This is a genomic window from Anaerovibrio sp. RM50 (assembly GCF_000622005.1).
Taxonomy (GTDB): Bacteria; Bacillota; Negativicutes; order Selenomonadales; family Selenomonadaceae; genus Anaerovibrio.
On sequence record NZ_JHWV01000020.1, the window covers coordinates 1 to 17,614 of the forward strand.

Below are 17,614 nucleotides of genomic sequence, written 5' to 3' on the forward strand. Positions count from 1 at the left end.
AAGCGTGGATCCACAGTCCTCAGGTATGCTCTTATAAACGCAGCACATAACGTTGTTAAAAACAATGCCACCTTCAAGGCTTATTATGATGCCAAGATGGCTGAAGGCCGCTCACACTATAACGCCCTCGGGCATTGTGCAGGCAAACTCGTCAGGATTATCTGGAAGATAATGACTGACAATGTAGAATTTAACCTCGACTAAGAGATCTGGATACCCAACATCATAGATTTGTAAAAAGCACCCACCAGGGAGCCTTGTTAAGGTTACCCATTTTTGCTACAAAAAGGATTTTACAAATTCCAGCTAATCCATACTTGACTTTTCATAGCTGGTCTCCGTTATATTTTAAGTATTTGAACAGCGAAATCTTTAATGAAATCTATTAACTAAATATTATTATAACGCCATTGTTCAAATTTTTCTTCTTTAGAAGAAAAATCTTCCAACTAGCGTTTCAACGAGCTGGGAGATATGCTCGCCAGCTGTTGTAGTTTGTTTTCCCCCATCTAAAGAGGTGGGGGACATCTTAAAGCTCGTTATAACGCAATTGTTCAAATTTTTCTTTTCCACAGGAAAAGAAAAATCGGAGTTAAACATATCTGTTATTTTTAGTATGCAAGGATACCGGCTCTTTATGGTATAATATGAATAACGTTGTTGTATTTTTTATGTAAGGAGCGATACAGACATGAAAGCATTAGTTTTATTTGCCAATGGATTTGAAGAAGTGGAGGCCATTACTCAGGTGGATTTCCTCCGTCGTGGGGGCATTGAGGTGACTGCTGCATCTATTCATAATGATAAGAGAGTAGTGGGTGCCCACAATATTCCTGTGGAGGCAGATGCCCTTCTTTCTGATTTGAATGCAGATGACTACGGCATTGTTGTGCTGCCAGGGGGAATGAACGGTATGCTGAACCTTGGTGGCAGCAAGGAAGTGGTTGCTATCATTAAAAAATTTAACGAAGCAGGCAAGTGGGTGGCTGCTATTTGTGCTTCTCCTTCAGTTCTGGGGGACAATGGACTGGTTGAGGGCAAGCGCTGCACCTGCTATCCTGGCTTTGAGGATCACATGAAGGGCGGCAGGACCTGCACCGATGAGGTTGTGGTGGACGGTAACATTATTACCAGCCGCGGTCCTGGTACCTCCATTGCCTTTGCCCTTAAGATGATTGAGCTCCTTAAGGACAAGGAAACTGCTGTTGAGGTAGGCAAGGATTGTTTGTATCTTGATTGATAATGGAAGTTTTTTCTATGATATAGAAAAAATTGAACAGCTGGGTTATAATAATATGGTTTGTGAATTTAATTATTAAACTATAAGGAGTATTTTTCTGATGAGCTTAACAGCAAATGACATAAACTACGTAAAGGACCACATCCGTCTGGTGGATAATTTCCCAAAAGAGGGTATCAAATTTGTGGATATTACCACTACCCTCAAGGATGCCAAGGCTTTTGGACTGACCCTGGATTATATGAAGGACCTTGTGAAGGATGAGAATATTGATATGATTGTGGGTCTGGAATCCCGTGGTTTTATTTATGGTGCTGCCCTTTCTGCGGCTATGAATGTGGGGTTTGTGCCAATCCGCAAGCCGGGAAAGCTGCCTGCTGAGGTGGTAAGCGTTGACTATGATCTGGAATATGGCAGCGATACCATTGAGATGCATAAGGATGCCATTAAGGCTGGTCAGAAGGTACTTATTGTGGATGATTTGCTGGCCACCGGCGGTACTGCCACTGCTGCTGCAAAGCTGATTGAAAAGGTTGGTGGTGAGGTAAGCGCTGCTGTATTCTTTGTGGAGCTTACAACTCTCGGCGGACGTCAGAAGCTCGAAAATAATGGCATTAAGGTTATGTCCATGCTTCAGTACGATTTGGATTAAGGGGGCAGCAGCTTTATGTCAGTTATAAGTTTTAAGAAGCTGATGGCATTTGTGGCGGCCCTGTCTGTTATGGTATTTAGTGTTCTGGTGGCTGGCTGTGGCTCCAAGAATATTGAGCTGCACGATGTCAGTGTCAACGGTCATGCCGGGACTCTCACCATTAGTTTGCCATTTGACTTCAGAAATCCAATGGCTCCCAAGACCTTTCCAAATGGTACCACCATGTGTACATCTGTGGAGCATAACAGTGATTTTGATGTTACTGTAATGAGCATTCATTATGATCGGGCCAAGTACAAGGCATTTACTGCTTCAGAATTTAAGCCTGACCTTAATAAATTCTCCGAGGAGCTTTTGAAGACATATAAGAGCAAGCGCAAGGCCACTGGGGGGCAGTTTGAGGATGCCACCGTTGCCGGGGAGCCCGCCAAGGTGGCTGTTTTGGACGGCACCAGCAACGACATAAAAATTAAGACAAGATTCATTTCCTTCTTTAAGGGAGATGAGCATTGGTGCATTACCATTTCCTACAAGGCCGATGATGAGGATTACGAGAAGGCTGCGGATAAAATGGTGGAAAGCATTCATTTTTAAGGATGATGACCTCATCTGTCCTTCGGACATCTTCCCCCAAGGGGAAGACTTTTATAAGGGACTGTTTTTCTACAGTCCCTTTTTACTATTAAATCTAAATTTCGTATAAGGGCTAATAAAAGCCCGTATAGTTCCATTTTTTTTAATGGATAAAGGACTGATATTGTGATACTGGCTGAGGTTTATATTAACATTCCCATAAAAAGCATATCCCAGGCGTACAGCTACATTGTTCCAGACCATCTGAGCTTTCTCACAGAGGGCTGGCGGGTTATTGTGCCCTTTGGGGGCAGGTCAATTGAAGGCTTTATTGTGTCTGTAAATAATGTGGCTGAAGACAGTATCAAGGGAGATTTTAAGCTTAAGAAAATAAAGGACACTCTTGACGAGGAGGCCTGGTTTACCCATGAGGTAATTGAGGCTGCCCGTTGGATGGCGGATTTTTATCTCTGCTCCGTGGGGGAAATGATGCGCCTCTTTATTCCCGGCAAAAGCGGTGCCCATATACAGCTGGCCTACGAGGCTGTGGCTGATGCTGGGGACAGCGTTCTGTTGCAGGTTCAGTCCTATAGCACGGTTTATAAGGCTATTATGGCAGCGGGAGCAGTCAAAAAAGGGGAAATCAGGGACCAGCTCATAGCTGACGGTAATGAGGACATTGTCCAGGACCTTGATAATATTCTGGAAAAGCTCCTGCAATACAAGGTTATAAAAAGAATATACAATGCTGACAATAAGGCCAAGGCCGCCTTTGAGACTGTTTATTTGCCATTGGTTCAAATAACAGAGGAGCTTCTGGGAGAATATAGCAGAAAGCCTGCCCAGAAGAAGGCTTTGGAGCTGATTATGAACCATCAGATGGGGGAAAAATCCTTAATTGGAGATGGCTCCCCAACTGGTGAAATAGCTTTAAATAGTGAAGTCGACTTGAATTCTAAGGTTTACATAACAGCAGAGGAATTAAAAACTAAAAATGTTTCTCCTACCACCATAAAAGCGTTGACAGAAGCAGGCGTTTTGCGGAAGGAACAGCGCAGAATTTTCCGTAACAGCTATGATGCCCCAAGTCTTAAGCATAAGGATATAGAGCTTACCACCGAGCAGGAAAAGGCCATAGATGCCCTTGAAGAAGCCATAAATGGCAAGCTATACAAGGAATTTTTGCTCTATGGGGTCACTGGCAGCGGCAAGACCCAGGTGTATATTGAAGCCGCCAGAAAGGTGCGTAAAATGGGCCGCCGAGTGGTGGTTCTCGTTCCTGAGATTGCCTTGACAGGCCAGGTGGTACAGGCCTTTAAGAGCTATTTTGAGGAAGATATTATCGTTATTCACAGCCGTCTTTCCATCAGCGAGCGAAATGATGCGGTATTAAGAGTGCGTCGTGGTGAGGCGGGGATTATAATTGGTGCCCGTTCCGCCCTCTTTACCCCTGCTGATGACATCGGGCTGATTATTATGGACGAGGAGCAGGATAATTCCTATAAGCAGGATGAGTCTCCCCGTTATCACGCCAGAGTTGTGGCAGACAAGCTGGCCCAGATTTATGGGGCACCGCTGCTTTTGGGCAGTGCCACTCCCTCATTGGAGACATATCACAGAGCCCAGACTGGCAAGTGTACCATGCTGAGGCTTCCAAACCGAATCGGCAACAAGCCCCTTCCACAGGTGGCCTGCGTGGATATGCGCCAGGAGCTGAAAAAGGGGCGGAGAAATATTATCAGTCACCCGCTGCGCCTTCTTATTGAAGACACTATCTCCAAGGGGGAGCAGATGATAATTATGCTGAACCGCCGTGGCTTTGCCACCTTTGTAATGTGCCGCTCCTGCGGTGAGGTTATAAAGTGTCCGCAATGCACCATGCCCCTTGTGTATCATAAGGATAAGCGGCTCATGTGCCATCACTGCGATATCAAAGTGCCAGTGCCGGATGTATGCCCAAAATGCGAGAGCCGTTATATCAAATATTTCGGATCCGGAACGGAAAAGCTGGAGCAGGAGCTGAGGAGTTTGGTGCCCCAGGCCAGGGTAATCCGCATGGACAGGGATACCACCACGGGCAAATTTGGCCATACAAATATTATTGAACGCTTCCGCAACAGGGAATTTGATATATTGCTGGGAACCCAGATGGTGGCCAAGGGCCATGATATTCCGAATGTGACAGCAGTGGGGATAATAAGTGCTGATTCGGCCCTTAATATGCCGGATTTTCGTGCGGCAGAAAGGGTTTTCATGCTCATAACCCAGACTGCGGGCCGTGCAGGCCGGGGGGATATTCCGGGAAAAGTAATAGTCCAGAGCTATTCCCCTGAGCATAACGCAGTGCAAAGCGGTATAAAGCAGGATTATCAGGCCTTTTATAACGAGGAAATGAAGCTGCGGGAGAGCCTTTTCTATCCGCCATTTTGCCGTATAGTAAAGCTGATTGTACACAATGAAAAGCCGGAAATCGCCCGTCAGCAGGCCCAAAATATAAAGGATAATTTCCTAAATAATTTCGGTTATACAAGGCATCATCAGATTATCGGCCCGGCACCTGCCTTGATTCCTACATTCAAGGGGGTCCACAGATTTTCCATGATGATAAAAACCGATGATTTAAAGGCGGTAAATGAATTTCTCCGGGCCCAGGGATTACACCGCGACATGAATGTAATGATAGATATTGACCCTATCACCACGTCCTGATTGGAGCAATTATGAACAGAGAATTATTGGAAAACAAGCTGGCAGCAGCTTATGACTACTTTAAAAATATAAATCATACCCGCAATATGAACCATGTGCGTCATCTTGCCCAGAAGCTCACTGACAAGAAGTACGGTATTGCCTTTGCGGGGCATTTTTCTGCGGGCAAATCCAGACTCATCAATTCCTTTTTGGGTGATAATATACTGCCCTCCAGCCCAATTCCCACCTCTGCCAATCTGGTGAAGGTGTACAAGGGGGAGGACTATGCCCGGGTGTTTTTCAGCAAGGGAAAGCCCCGGAAATATCTGGCACCATACGATTATGATCTGGTTAAGAGCTACTGCCGTGATGGCGATGCAGTGTCCTGTATTGAGCTGAGTTATTCCAGCCTCCATATCCCCGAAGGAGTGGAGATTATGGACACCCCGGGCATTGATTCCGCTGATGATGCCCATCGTATGGTTACTGAGGACGCCATTCATCTGGCGGACATGATTTTATACGTAATGGACTACAATCACGTTCAGTCGGAGCTGAATTTCTCCTTTACCAGAGATCTCACAAAGGCCGGCAAGGAGGTTTATCTGGTAATTAATCAGATAGATAAGCACCGTGAAAATGAGCTGTCCTTTGAAACCTTCAAAAATTCTGTTTACAAGGCCTTTGAAGGCTGGGGAGTAAAGGCAAGGGGCGTTTATTTTATATCTGCCAAATATCCTGATGCTGCCCACAATCAGTATGATGAGCTCATGGCACTTCTGGAGGATAAGATTGCCCATCGCAATGATAATCTGGAGGATTCCATTTATGCCTCTCTGAACAGGATTATTACCGAATATATTAAGGCCGTCGAAAAGGATTCCGCTGCACGGAAAAAGGAAGCCGGGGCCCTTCTTGAGGGAATAACAGAGGATAAGCTTCAGCTCATGCGCAAGGAATATGACAGCCTTTCCCAGGAGCAGAATATTCTGGGTGAGGACTGGGAGGATACGTATAAGGCGGGAATCGCCAAAATTTTGGATAATGCCTATCTGATGCCAACTTATACCCGTGATCTGGCCAGGGATTATCTGGAGGCCTGCCAGCCTTCCTTTAAGGTGGGCTTCTTTGGCCGTGGCAAGAAAACTGAGGCTGAGCTGGAGCGGAGAAAGCAGATTTTCTTTGATGATGCCTCCGAAAAGGCCAAGACTCAGATTGAGTGGCATTTAAAGACCTTTTTGCTGGATTTTGTCCGCCAGCATAATGTGAATAATAAGGAGCTGCAGGAGAAAATCCAGTCATTGGAGATTCTGCCTCCAGAGGAGCTCCTTACTGAAGCCATGCGCTCAGGGGCAAAGCTGACCCAGGACGGCAGCTATGTAATGAACTATACCCTTAATTTTGCCGAGGGAATAAAAAATGTGGCCCGCAGTAAGGCCACAGATATAAAGAATATATTTGCTGGGCTTTTGAATGACCACAGAAATCAGCGTATGGAAGTGGTTAATTACCGTCTGAAGGAGCTGGAGGAATATCATAGGGCTTGGAACACCATGGACTCATTGGATGCTGAAATGTCCCGTCTTTCAAAGGAACTGGGGGATATGCTGGCCAATGGGGAAATGGTGGAAACCAGTGATGATATTGCTGATATTTCCAAGGTGGAAATTCCCGATGAGGAAATAGTGGCTCCTGAAAGAGCTTTAGATTCTGAGAATTCCTTAAATAATAAGGGTTCCTTAAATAATAATGCGGACAAGGATAGCATAGCAGATGGCGTAAAAGCCGAAGGTGAGGAAATAAATTCCAACGACCTTAAAAATGAAGCCTCCAAACAGCTTGATATTTTCAATGCCTCTGGTACTGAAAAATTAAAGGAAATGTCCCTCAGACTCCGTAAGGGAGCTGAGCTTATAGGGGAAATTCCGGGAGTTGGCCAGATGGCCCAGGAGCTGCAGGACAGGGCAGAACGCCTTAATAATAAAGGCTTTTTGGTAACCCTCTTTGGTGCCTTCAGTGCGGGAAAATCCTCCTTTGCCAATTCACTGCTGGGAGAAAGATTACTGCCCGTATCCCCAAATCCAACCACCGCCGCCATTAATATGATTTTGCCTGTAGATGAGGCTCACCCTCATGGCACAGTTGATATTAAGCTGAAGTCCGAAAGGATGCTGCTGGATGATTTATTAAGGGCATTTAAGCCTTTTAATATGTCACCTGCAAGCTTAAAAGAGGCTCAAAGCCTTGCCAAAGAGGCCATGAACAAGGGGGGCAGCACCCATCAGAAGGAAAAATCCTTCCTAAGGGCCTTTATAGCTGGCTTTGAGGCTGTTGAAAGCAAGCTGGGCTCAGTATTTGCCAGTGATTTAAAGGGCTTTGGTGAATACGCTGCCCAGGAGGACAAGTCCTGCTTTGTGGACTGGATTAAGGTTTATTATAATTGCCCTCTTACAGCCAAGGGAATAACCCTGGTGGATACACCGGGTGCTGATTCCATTAATGCCCGTCACACCAATATGTCCTTTAACTTTATCCGCCAGTCTGATGTGGTGCTTTATGTAACCTACTATAACCATGCCTTCGGCAAGGCGGACAGGGAATTTATTATCCAGATGGGCCGGGTAAAGGATTCCTTCCAGCTGGACAAGATGTTCTTTATCGTTAATGCCATCGATCTGGCTGAGGATCAGGATGAGGCGGATCACGTGGTAAATTACGTACGTCGTCAGCTAAAATCCTACGGTGTTGCAAAGCCACAGCTCTTTGCCCTTTCCTCCCAGGAGGTTCTGGAGGAAAGAGAGGCCGGCAATACCACACCAACAGAATTTGAAAATGCCTTTTATAATTTTGTTGTCAAGGACCTAAATGATATAGCTCTTTCTGCCGCCCGTCAGGAGTTTGACAAGGCGGTGGAGCGCATCAGTGACCTTATAAATATCAGCAAAAGCGACAGTGCCCAAAAAGAGCTGCGGCTGGCTGAATTAAAGGATTTTAAGGAGAAAATTGGCCAGTTGCTTTCGGATTTAAGCAATACTGAGTTGGTGAAGGGACTGGAGCAGGAGGCCTCGGAGCTTATTTATTACGTTAAGCAGAGGGTTTTCCTCAGATATCTTGATTTCTTCCGTGAGTCCTTTAACCCTGCCACCTTAAAGTCCGGGGGCAATTCCAATGAACAGCTTAAAGAGGCCCTTGACCAGCTTCTTGAAAGCATTGGCTTTGATTTGGCCCAGGAGCTGAGAGCCACCAGTCTCAGAACTGACAATTACATTAAAAATTCACTGCTGAAATTTCAGGAGCATACAAACCAGCGTCTTGCCCAGATCAGCAATGAGTTTACCTTATCAATTAAGGAATACAGCTATGAAAATCAGCTGAATTTCCAGCAGGCCTTTGTGGGTGTGGGCCGTGAAAAATTCACCAAGCCCCTTTCCATCTACAAGAATCCTAAGGACTTCTTTGAGGAGGGTGCCTCCAAGATTATGGCGGAGGAAATGGAAATTATCCTCTCTAACATGGCAGATGAGTATCTGGAAACTGAAAAATCCAAGCTTCTTAGTCAGGAGACAGAAGCCCTTTGCGGCCTTTATGACAAGGTGTGCCAGCGCTTCAACAAACGCCTGAAGGAGCGTCTGGAAACAAATATCAAAGCCCTTGACGGCGGCCTTGATATTGCAGAGCTGGAGCAGGTGTATAATCAGCTTTTGAATTTGTCACGGAGCAATGCTATTTCCCGTGCGTAGCCATCATGGTCATTTGGTGTTTCCAGGATAAATGGAAGCTCCCGCAGTTTTGGATGGTTGATAACCCTTGTCAGTGCCTCAAGTCCAATATGCCCCTCGCCAATTTTGGCGTGACGGTCCTTATGGGCGCCACAGGGATTCAGGCTGTCATTAAGATGAATTGCTTTCAGTCGTTCAATACCGATAATGCGGTCAAATTCCTCCAAAACACCCTCCAGATCATTTACGATGTCGTAACCGCCGTCCCAGACATGGCAGGTATCAAGGCATACGCCTAGTTTATCTTTGAGCTCAACTTTATCGATAATAGCCCGAAGCTCCTCAAATTTTCCTCCAACTTCAGAGCCCTTTCCCGCCATGGTTTCCAAAAGTACCGTGGTGGATTGGGAAGTAAACATGACGTTGTTCAGCTCAGTGGCAATCATTTCAATGCCACTTTCGATACCCTGTCCCACATGACTGCCGGGGTGAAAGTTGTAATAATTTCCCGGGGTAGCTTCCATGCGCCGGAGATCATCAGAAAGCATATCATGGGCGAAGCTGCGAATATTCTCCTTGTCGGAGCATAAATTCATGGTATAGGGTGCGTGGGCCACCAGCTTTACAAAATTATGTTCATTGGCAAAGGCAAGAAACGATGACACATCATTTTGGTCAATGTCCTTGGCCTTGCCGCCCCGGGGATTACGGGTGAAGAAGGCAAAGGTATCGGCCTTCAATTCCTCCGCTTCCTTTCCCATGGCGAGATATCCCTTCGCTGCTGACAAGTGACAACCTATATGTAGCATGATTATTCCTCCTTGGATTAGTACCTTTTTATTCCATGCAAGCTATTAAATTAATTATGTTTTAATTGTATTTAAACTATTCTAAAATTACAATTCCTGTTACAGGGAACTATGAATGACACGTGCTGTTGTTCATGGTTCCTATTTTATATTTAGATATATTTTACAATGCCCAAAAATATGATAGAATATATTGGTGTGTAGACTGCAAACTCCTATGCTAGTTGGGGAGGAAAGGATAATGAAATTTAATTTTACCAAGCTTCAGGGCACGGGTAATGATTTTGTTTTAATTGATTGTTTAAAGGAGCCGGAGCTGGATTATATCGGTGCTGCCAAGGCATTATGTGACCGTCATTATGGCATTGGTGCCGACGGTATCCTGCTGGTGCTTCCTTCTGATAAGGCTGATATCTGCATGCGTATTATCAACGCTGACGGCAGTGAGGCGGAAATGTGCGGCAACGGCATTCGCTGCTTTGCCCGCTACGTTTATGAAAAGGGCATTGTGGCCAAAGAGGAATTCACCGTGGAAACAGGTGCGGGGATTCTGGTGCCAAGGATGATTTTGGAAAATGGCTCTGTTAGCCAGGTCCGTGTGGATATGGGTGAGCCAATTCTGGAGGGGGACAAAATCCCGGTACAGGGCTTTGGCATGAACAGGGTTATCAGTGAGTCCATCACCGTAAAGGGCAAGAATTTCAAGATGACCTGTGTATCCATGGGGAATCCCCATTGCGTTGTATTTGTGGATGATGCGGAGAGCTTCCCGATTTATGAATATGGCCCTCTCTTTGAGGCCCATGAGAAGTTCCCACGCAAGACAAATACTGAGTTCGTTGAGATTAAGGACAAATCCCACCTTCGCATGAGGGTCTGGGAGCGGGGAGCCGCAGTAACATTGGCCTGTGGCACCGGTTCCTGTGCAACCCTTACTGCTGCTGTTTTAAACGGCCTTGCTGACAAAAAGGCTGAAATCCAGCTGGACGGTGGCAAGCTGCAGGTGGAGTGGGCTGAAAACAACCATCTGTATATGACAGGCCCTGCAGAGGAAGTATTTTCCGGGGTCGCCGATATTTAAGTTTTAAAATCGCCCATTTTTAATGTTTTGAACCGCCGATATTTAATATTTAGGAGTTAACCATGATAAAGAGTATGACCGGCTTTGGGGCCGGGGATTTTGAAAATGATTCTTTCAAGGTTCATGTTGAAATAAAAACCGTTAACCAGCGTTATTTGGAAATAAATTTCCACATGCATCACACCTTGGCCCGTTTCGAGGGTGATATTACCAAGAAAATCAAGGAGTACGCCTCCCGTGGCAAGCTTGACATCAACGTCAGCTTCCGTGATCTTCGGGACAAGGCCGTATCCATTACCGTGGACAAGGGCCTTGTATCTGCCTACAGCGAGGCTTTGAAAGCCATAAATTCGCAGATTGGTACTGACAGACCATATTCTGCCATGGACATTGCCCGTTTTCCAGACGTTCTTAAGGTGGAGGACGATGCCAGTGAGCTGGACGAGGCCGGTCCTGCAATTTTGGCTGCTGTTGAGGAGGCCATGAAGAATCTGGTGGCCATGCGTGAGCATGAGGGTGAAAATATCCAGACCGATCTGCTGGCCCGTATCGACACTTTGGAGGGCTTCGTTTCCCAGCTGGAGAAGCTTGCCCCTGAGATTGTGGCGGCATATCGTCAGAAGCTGGAAACCCTTTTGGAGCAGTATCTGGCCAAGGAGGATATTGACGAAAACCGCATTATCCAGGAGACTGCCTTATATACCGACAAGGTGAATTACACCGAGGAGGTTGTGCGGCTCCACAGCCATTTTGACCAGTTCAGAACCATCATCAAGTCCAATGAGCCCGTGGGCCGCAAGCTGGACTTCCTGATTCAGGAGATGAACCGCGAAATCAACACTGTGGCTTCCAAGGCAAATTCCACCGGGGCAGCCCAGATTGCTGTGGACGTAAAATGCGAAATCGAGAAGATCCGCGAACAGATCCAGAACATTGAGTAAGGTTGTGGCTTATTTATGAATATAAAGCTTATAAATATTGGCTTTGGCAATATTGTGTCAGCCAACAGGGTAATAGCCATGGTAAGTCCCGAATCCGCCCCTATTAAAAGGGTAATGCAGGAGGCCAGGGACAGGGGCCAGCTGGTGGATGCCACATACGGCCGCAGAACCAGAGCTGTTATCATTATGGACAGCGGTCATGTGATACTTTCGGCAGTTCAGCCGGATACCATGTCACACCGATTTGACGAGGAGGATAAGGACTAATGCGTAAAGGTCTGCTGATTGTTATTTCAGGACCATCAGGAACTGGCAAGGGCACAGTATGCGAGGTCGTTCGTAAGATGAACCCGGATATTGCCTATTCCGTTTCAGCCACCACCAGAGCTGTCCGCCCGGGAGAGCAGGATGGTGTAAATTACTACTTCCACACCAAGGAAGAATTTGTAGCCATGATAAACAACGGGGAACTGCTGGAATGGGCCAATGTGTACGGCAATTACTACGGCACCCCACTTAAGCATATAGAAGAGCAGAGGGCCAAGGGCATCGACATCATTCTGGAAATAGATACCCAGGGGGCCATGAATGTAAAGGAAAAGTGTCCGGACGGGCTGTTTATTTTCCTTGTGCCTCCATCTTTGGAGGAGCTGAAAAAACGCCTTTGCGGACGTGGTACTGAGGACGATGAAAGCCTTAAGCGCCGTCTTGGCTCAGCCATTGCCGAGATTGAAATTGGCCGTCAGTACAGATATGTGGTAGTCAATAAAACAGTGGATATCGCTGCCGAGGAAATCACCAACATCATCGAGGCAGAAAGACATCGCACTGATTTAAATATTGAAATTTTAGATAAATTAAAGAGCCAAAAGGAGATTTGATCATGGATATTGTAACCCCATCTTTAGACCAGGTATTACCAAAGGTAGACAGCCGCTATACACTTGTTTCCCTTGCTGCAAAGCGTGCCCGTGACATTATGGACGGCACTCATGAGGTGACTGCTGAGCGTACCTCCATCAGGGACGTTACCAACGCTCTTGAGGAAATTTACGAGGGCAAGATTACCTATAAGCGTCTGCGCAACACCACTAAATAAGTCCAAACTGCTTTTTTTGCAAAATTACTAAATAAAGCAAAATTGCCAAATAATGCAATATTACCAAATAATTAGGGGATAAAGCTATGCTGAAGGGAAAGAATGTATTACTGGGAGTTACTGGCGGCATTGCAGCCTACAAATCCGTAGAGCTGGCCAGCAGACTCCGTAAAGCCGGTGCCTCAGTTCATGTTATTATGACCCGCGGTGCCCAGAATTTCGTTACCCCCCTGACATTTAGGGAGATTACGGGGAATCCTGTAACCACTACCATGTGGGGTGAGGTAACCAATCATAATGTGGAGCATATTGCCCTGGCCAATCTGGCGGATCTGGTTATTGTGGCTCCTGCTACTGCCAATTTTATTGTCAAATGCGCAATGGGCATGGCTGATGATATGCTGACCACCACATTGCTGGCCACCAAGGCGCCTATATTCTTTGCTCCTGCCATGAACAGCAATATGTACGATAACCAGCTGACCCAGAGAAACCTCGATGTTCTCATTGAAAATGGCTGGAATTTCATACCTCCTGAGTCCGGGCATCTGGCCTGTGGCGTGGAGGGAGTAGGGCGTATGCCTGAACCTGCTGATATTGTTGACTTTGTGCGCTTCACCATGGCCTTTGCGGCGGATATGCTGGGCATAAAGGTTTTGGTGACAGCAGCAGGCACCCACGAGCCAATCGATCCCGTAAGGTATATTGGCAACCGTTCCAGCGGCAAGATGGGCTATGCCATTGCTGAGGCAGCCAAAAAACGTGGTGCCGAGGTAATATTGGTGTCCGGCCCGTCAGCGCTTACACCTCCTGAGGGCGTTGAATTTATCAGCGTGGAATCTGCGGAGGAAATGCGTGAGGCTGTGCTGGAGCGTTTCTCTGAAGCTGATCTGATTATCAAGGCCGCTGCAGTGGCGGATTATCATGTCCGTGACGTGGCAGACCAGAAGATAAAGAAAAATGAGGATGAGATCACCCTCGTCCTTAAAAAGAATCCTGATATTTTAAAGGAGCTGGGGGAGAAAAAGAGAGGCGGCCAGATTTTGGTTGGCTTTGCTGCCGAGACCCAGAATCTTCTGGAAAACGCCAAGGCCAAGCTGGAAAAGAAAAATCTGGATATGATTGTGGCCAACGATGTGTCCCGGAAGGATGCAGGCTTCAATACGGATACCAATGTGGTGAAGCTCCTTTATAAGAACGGCACCATGGAGGAGCTGCCTATTATGACCAAGCACAAGCTGGCGGATGAGCTTCTCACCAAAATTCTTCATATGAAAAATTAAATATATTTTAACGCAATAATTGAAGCAATATATGGACTTCGGTCTGTATATTGCTTTTTTTGCAGGAAAAGTGCAATATTTGATGAAATAAAATAATAGTGATAGCAATTATAACGAGCTTTAAGATGTCCCCTTCCTCTTTAGGTGGGGGAAAACAAACTACAACAGCTGGTGAGAATATCTCCCAGCTCGTTGAAACGCTAATTGGAAGATTTTTCTTCTAAAGAAGAAAAATTTGAACAATGGCGTTATAATATTAATCGCAATTATCATATCAAAAGCAATAATCCACATGGATTCTTGTGCTATCCACATAGATTCTGGGGTTATCCACTGAAAAAACAGGTTTTATCCACACGGTTATCTACAGGGGAATACTGGATATCTGCATCAATGCCATTGGAAACATGAAGCTGGACAAGGTGCAGACATCTGGTCTGCTTTTACGAGTGTTCCTTTTACTTTGTTGGATGTCGCATAGCTGCCAGTTCTTTGGCCTCTTTGCCCGTTAAATGTTCAATATCCATTACCAACACATAAAGAGCTGACATAAGTTTTCCAATCTCGTTTTCCCTGCTTTCACTTGATTCCTGTGGGCAGTATTTATCCGCAAGCATGTCCAATGCCAGGCGCTTTTCCAGAGCGGTGTTATCCTCCACTATCCGAACAGTGCCAAAAGCAATTACACTGCGAAAATATGTAGTATATTCCGCTGGTACTATGTTATCTTGATTTATTACGCAAAATGAAGCCTTCGGATTTCGGTGCAGGGCATCCAGCTTATGGCCGCTTTTGGCAACATGAAAATACAATTTATTGTCAGCATAAGCAAAGGAAAGTGGCACTGCATAAGGGTAATCATCATCACCAGATACGGCTAGCACCCCTGATGTGGATTTTTCCAATATGGATATACATTCGTCAGCAGATAACTGCTGGTTTTTTCTTCTCATTTCCCGAAACATAATAATCACTCCATTCAGATATTTTTATGACAATATTTTTAGACCAGTTATACCGCAAATAATAAAAGCAACGCATACTCCCTGTAATGCTGTAACAGGCTCATGCAAAATCATATAACCAAATATAATTTTGTGTCAATGAAAATGGAGCATATCTCAATGAGTAGGCTCTGTTTTTGCAGGAAAACCAAATTTTTTGTGGAAAAATAAAAAAAGAGATAATACTTTTATCCTCTCATGGATATAACGAGATTAATAAGGAAATGGCGATTGCCAGGGCAGAGCTCCACTATTGGAGGGAATCACAGTCATGAATTTTCAGATTGCCATGAAAAGTGTATTTGTTATATATCTGCTCTGCCTTTTTCCCTTTTGCAGAGCAGAGGCAGCCAATCATTTTCGGGATGTTCCTGCAGATCATTGGTCTTACGATGTTTTGCAGGAATTGCATTCACGCGGTATTGTCCTGGGCTTCGGTGACAATAGTTACCGAGGAGACCGTAATATTACTCGCTACGAAATGGCACAAATTACAGCAAGAGCTATGGCTTGTGCAACTGATAAAAGGGACAAGGATTTGATTGACCGTCTATGTGCTGAATTTCAAGAGGAACTGAAAGATTTAGGTGTGCGGGTCAAGGAACTGGAAAAAAATGTTGATGCCGTAAAATGGAAGGGGAGGGCAAATTATCTATTTACAAGTGACCAAACAGAAGGAAGAAGAACCAGAGAAAAATCAATTTTTTCTTTTCGCATGGAGCCTACTGCCAAAATTAACAAGCACTGGAAGGTCAATGGCCGCTTGGATATGTCTTTGAATATAAACCGTAATTCTGCAGGCACAGTTCGTATGAACCGTGTATGGGCAGAAGGAAAATATGGAAACACTGTTATTCGGTTAGGCAAAGTACCTCTTTCTACCAATGAGAACGGCATTGTCCTGGAAAGCTCTTTTACTGGATTCACGGTGCAGACCGGTAAAAGTTGGAAGGTGTTGCTTCTGGGAGGAAGGTTGAATATGTCCAAAACTGGCGTCTACCGCGTCGGTATGGGATATTCCAGGGAACTGAGAACAATGGGGATGACCAAGGAGGCAGCGGAAGTGCGGGCTATGGCTCGTGATCCCGCCACCATTTTTGGAGTAAATCTTCAATACAAGACAAATAAAAAATTTTTTGGCGGTTTGGGTTATTACCATCTACGCTCCAAGGCTTATAATTTTATTACTGATATGGAAAACGAAAGCAAAGCTGGCGTTAACATTGGTTCTGTAAATCTAGGTTATCGCTTCTCTCCCAAATGTGTACTGACGGGAGCCTATGCCAAGGCCTATTACAGCAAGGACCCGGATGTGATTGAAAGTTTTGGAAATATGCAGGATTACTCCTGGGAGGTGGAGCTTTCTTATGGAAACTATCGTAAAGCCAGTAAAAAGGGCGAGTGGGAAGCATATTTGGCTTACAGTAATTACGGGTATATTTCTTCCGTAATACCCGCCAGCAGTAATATTGATGACATGTACGATGACGACATGGGCATTGCCAACTGGGGAGAACGGGGCTGGGAAATCGGCGGATCATGGGCACTGGAGAAAAATGTAGGTTTGGTGGCCAGTTACTTTTGGGGCAGCTCCATTACATCCCACCGGCGCATGAAATCTGTGCTGGCACGGTTGGAAATGTTTTTTTAACGAGTGAAAAATGTTGCAGGTATAAGGACAAGAATAAACAACGCTCAATGCTCTGGATTAGGATTTTGCTGAGAATAACGGGACTTTATGAATTGCTCTATTTTTGCAGGAAAACCAAATTTTTTGTAGAAAAATAAAAAAATAGATAACACTTTTATCATCTCATGGATATAAAGGACAAGAAACAATAAAAAACACACAATAAAGGGAGGCGTTTATTATGACAGTGTTAAACAATGACAAGATTCAGGTTATTCAGGAAGCTATTGATGGTGAGAAGTTACTAAAGTGCATTCAGGATATGCCGGAAGATCGTGTGGAAAAGGCTTTTCAGAATGATGACATTAAGAAGCTGGCTGATAAACTCAGCGAGGACGCAGAGCTGTTTGATGCAGTTATGAATGTCTATGATACCGATAAGTCTTACGAAGCTGCTACTGCTGCTGTTCCAGGCAAATATACCAAGGCAGAGTTTGATGAGTTCCGCACTGTTTATGCAAATCTTTTCCTGAAGAACTTCCATGAGAAGGTATTCGTGGAGAAGGATCCTAATAAGCTCACCGATGAGGAACTGGATAAGGTTGCTGGCGGAGTTCCACTCAGTGCTGTATTTGGATTTGTCGGTAAAGGCGTTAACTGTGTGTTGGATAAGGTTCCAATTAGTGAAAATGCCAGAAAGAGAGCAAAGCTCGTAGTAAACACAGTTAGCGGTGTGGCAGCTGTGGCCATCGGTACAGCAATGTGTGCCACCGGAGTCGGTGCAGGAGCTGGTGCTATTGTTATAGCCGGCGGTGCTATTGATATTGCAAATGCCGTTCACGGTGCGGCTAATATGAACAAGAAGTAAATAAACAGCAAGGACAAAAAAGGA

At 45.3% G+C, this 17,614-nt stretch carries 15 protein-coding genes and 1 pseudogene; 14 read left to right on the top strand and 2 right to left on the bottom strand.

What is annotated here, in order from left to right:
* From T525_RS16635 to T525_RS0109885, 6 genes and pseudogenes are all read left to right on the top strand, one after another.
* Positions 1 to 204: pseudogene (locus tag T525_RS16635) on the top strand (IS110 family transposase); the annotation flags it as partial.
* A gap of 487 nt (positions 205 to 691) precedes the next feature.
* Complete coding sequence (locus T525_RS0109860; protein ID WP_027407073.1) at positions 692 to 1,240, top strand: DJ-1 family glyoxalase III; 549 nt, start codon at positions 692 to 694, stop codon at positions 1,238 to 1,240.
* Positions 1,241 to 1,340: 100 nt separating this feature from the next.
* Entirely contained in the window at positions 1,341 to 1,892 is a 552-nt protein-coding gene (gene apt, locus T525_RS0109870) for an adenine phosphoribosyltransferase (protein WP_037325601.1), read from the top strand.
* Between the two features lie 15 nt (positions 1,893 to 1,907).
* A complete protein-coding gene (locus tag T525_RS0109875; RefSeq protein ID WP_027407075.1) occupies positions 1,908 to 2,486 on the top strand; it encodes a hypothetical protein in 579 nt (192 codons plus the stop codon).
* A 165-nt stretch (positions 2,487 to 2,651) separates the two neighbouring features.
* Positions 2,652 to 5,174, top strand: coding sequence for a primosomal protein N' (gene priA / locus T525_RS0109880; protein WP_027407076.1), 2,523 nt, complete (start codon positions 2,652 to 2,654; stop codon positions 5,172 to 5,174).
* An 11-nt stretch (positions 5,175 to 5,185) separates the two neighbouring features.
* Positions 5,186 to 8,896 carry a dynamin family protein gene (locus T525_RS0109885; RefSeq protein ID WP_037325602.1) on the top strand — a complete coding sequence of 1,237 codons (3,711 nt, stop codon included), beginning with the start codon at positions 5,186 to 5,188 and terminating at the stop codon, positions 8,894 to 8,896.
* Here T525_RS0109885 and T525_RS0109890 read toward each other — a convergent pair.
* The gene (locus T525_RS0109890) at positions 8,851 to 9,684 is read right to left on the bottom strand and encodes a deoxyribonuclease IV (protein ID WP_027407078.1); all 834 of its coding nucleotides are present in this window, start codon (positions 9,682 to 9,684) and stop codon (positions 8,851 to 8,853) included. The genes T525_RS0109885 and T525_RS0109890 overlap by 46 nt on opposite strands.
* 241 nt (positions 9,685 to 9,925) lie before the next feature.
* Between T525_RS0109890 and dapF the strand changes: the two genes are divergently transcribed.
* From dapF to coaBC, 6 genes are all read left to right on the top strand, one after another.
* Positions 9,926 to 10,765, top strand: a complete 840-nt coding sequence (dapF, locus tag T525_RS0109895; RefSeq protein WP_027407079.1) for a diaminopimelate epimerase — start codon at positions 9,926 to 9,928, stop codon at positions 10,763 to 10,765.
* A gap of 62 nt (positions 10,766 to 10,827) precedes the next feature.
* Positions 10,828 to 11,706 carry a YicC/YloC family endoribonuclease gene (locus T525_RS0109900; protein WP_027407080.1) on the top strand — a complete coding sequence of 293 codons (879 nt, stop codon included), beginning with the start codon at positions 10,828 to 10,830 and terminating at the stop codon, positions 11,704 to 11,706.
* A 15-nt stretch (positions 11,707 to 11,721) separates the two neighbouring features.
* Entirely contained in the window at positions 11,722 to 11,973 is a 252-nt protein-coding gene (gene remA, locus T525_RS0109905; protein WP_027407081.1) for an extracellular matrix/biofilm regulator RemA, read from the top strand.
* Positions 11,973 to 12,587, top strand: a complete 615-nt coding sequence (gene gmk / locus T525_RS14940; RefSeq protein ID WP_037325603.1) for a guanylate kinase — start codon at positions 11,973 to 11,975, stop codon at positions 12,585 to 12,587. The genes remA and gmk overlap by 1 nt, the downstream gene beginning before the upstream one ends.
* 2 nt (positions 12,588 to 12,589) lie before the next feature.
* Positions 12,590 to 12,805: a DNA-directed RNA polymerase subunit omega gene (gene rpoZ / locus T525_RS0109915; RefSeq protein ID WP_037325604.1), complete on the top strand. Its 216-nt coding sequence runs from the start codon at positions 12,590 to 12,592 to the stop codon at positions 12,803 to 12,805.
* 86 nt (positions 12,806 to 12,891) lie between these two features.
* Positions 12,892 to 14,088: a bifunctional phosphopantothenoylcysteine decarboxylase/phosphopantothenate--cysteine ligase CoaBC gene (gene coaBC / locus T525_RS0109920; RefSeq protein WP_027407083.1), complete on the top strand. Its 1,197-nt coding sequence runs from the start codon at positions 12,892 to 12,894 to the stop codon at positions 14,086 to 14,088.
* A gap of 458 nt (positions 14,089 to 14,546) precedes the next feature.
* Here coaBC and T525_RS0109925 read toward each other — a convergent pair whose 3' ends face one another.
* Complete coding sequence (locus tag T525_RS0109925) at positions 14,547 to 15,053, bottom strand: pyridoxamine 5'-phosphate oxidase family protein (protein ID WP_027407084.1); 507 nt, start codon at positions 15,051 to 15,053, stop codon at positions 14,547 to 14,549.
* A gap of 310 nt (positions 15,054 to 15,363) precedes the next feature.
* On the opposite strand from T525_RS0109925, the gene T525_RS0109930 reads away from it, so the two are divergent.
* Positions 15,364 to 16,743 carry an S-layer homology domain-containing protein gene (locus T525_RS0109930; protein WP_027407085.1) on the top strand — a complete coding sequence of 460 codons (1,380 nt, stop codon included), beginning with the start codon at positions 15,364 to 15,366 and terminating at the stop codon, positions 16,741 to 16,743.
* 220 nt (positions 16,744 to 16,963) lie between these two features.
* Positions 16,964 to 17,590 (top strand): hypothetical protein, encoded by a 627-nt coding sequence (locus tag T525_RS0109935; protein ID WP_027407086.1) that lies wholly within the window; start codon positions 16,964 to 16,966, stop codon positions 17,588 to 17,590.
* Positions 17,591 to 17,614 lie beyond the last annotated feature (24 nt).

Excerpts from the sequence above, each read along its gene's own strand:
- T525_RS0109860 (WP_027407073.1), top strand. The coding sequence starts at position 692 with ATGAAAGCATTAGTTTTATTTGCCAATGGATTTGAAGAAGTGGAGGCC.
- apt (WP_037325601.1), top strand. The coding sequence starts at position 1,341 with ATGAGCTTAACAGCAAATGACATAAACTACGTAAAGGACCACATCCGT.
- T525_RS0109875 (WP_027407075.1), top strand. The coding sequence starts at position 1,908 with ATGTCAGTTATAAGTTTTAAGAAGCTGATGGCATTTGTGGCGGCCCTG.
- T525_RS0109885 (WP_037325602.1), top strand. The coding sequence starts at position 5,186 with ATGAACAGAGAATTATTGGAAAACAAGCTGGCAGCAGCTTATGACTAC.
- T525_RS0109890 (WP_027407078.1), bottom strand. The coding sequence starts at position 9,684 with ATGCTACATATAGGTTGTCACTTGTCAGCAGCGAAGGGATATCTCGCC.
- dapF (WP_027407079.1), top strand. The coding sequence starts at position 9,926 with ATGAAATTTAATTTTACCAAGCTTCAGGGCACGGGTAATGATTTTGTT.
- T525_RS0109900 (WP_027407080.1), top strand. The coding sequence starts at position 10,828 with ATGATAAAGAGTATGACCGGCTTTGGGGCCGGGGATTTTGAAAATGAT.
- remA (WP_027407081.1), top strand. The coding sequence starts at position 11,722 with ATGAATATAAAGCTTATAAATATTGGCTTTGGCAATATTGTGTCAGCC.
- gmk (WP_037325603.1), top strand. The coding sequence starts at position 11,973 with ATGCGTAAAGGTCTGCTGATTGTTATTTCAGGACCATCAGGAACTGGC.
- rpoZ (WP_037325604.1), top strand. The coding sequence starts at position 12,590 with ATGGATATTGTAACCCCATCTTTAGACCAGGTATTACCAAAGGTAGAC.
- coaBC (WP_027407083.1), top strand. The coding sequence starts at position 12,892 with ATGCTGAAGGGAAAGAATGTATTACTGGGAGTTACTGGCGGCATTGCA.
- T525_RS0109925 (WP_027407084.1), bottom strand. The coding sequence starts at position 15,053 with ATGTTTCGGGAAATGAGAAGAAAAAACCAGCAGTTATCTGCTGACGAA.
- T525_RS0109930 (WP_027407085.1), top strand. The coding sequence starts at position 15,364 with ATGAATTTTCAGATTGCCATGAAAAGTGTATTTGTTATATATCTGCTC.
- T525_RS0109935 (WP_027407086.1), top strand. The coding sequence starts at position 16,964 with ATGACAGTGTTAAACAATGACAAGATTCAGGTTATTCAGGAAGCTATT.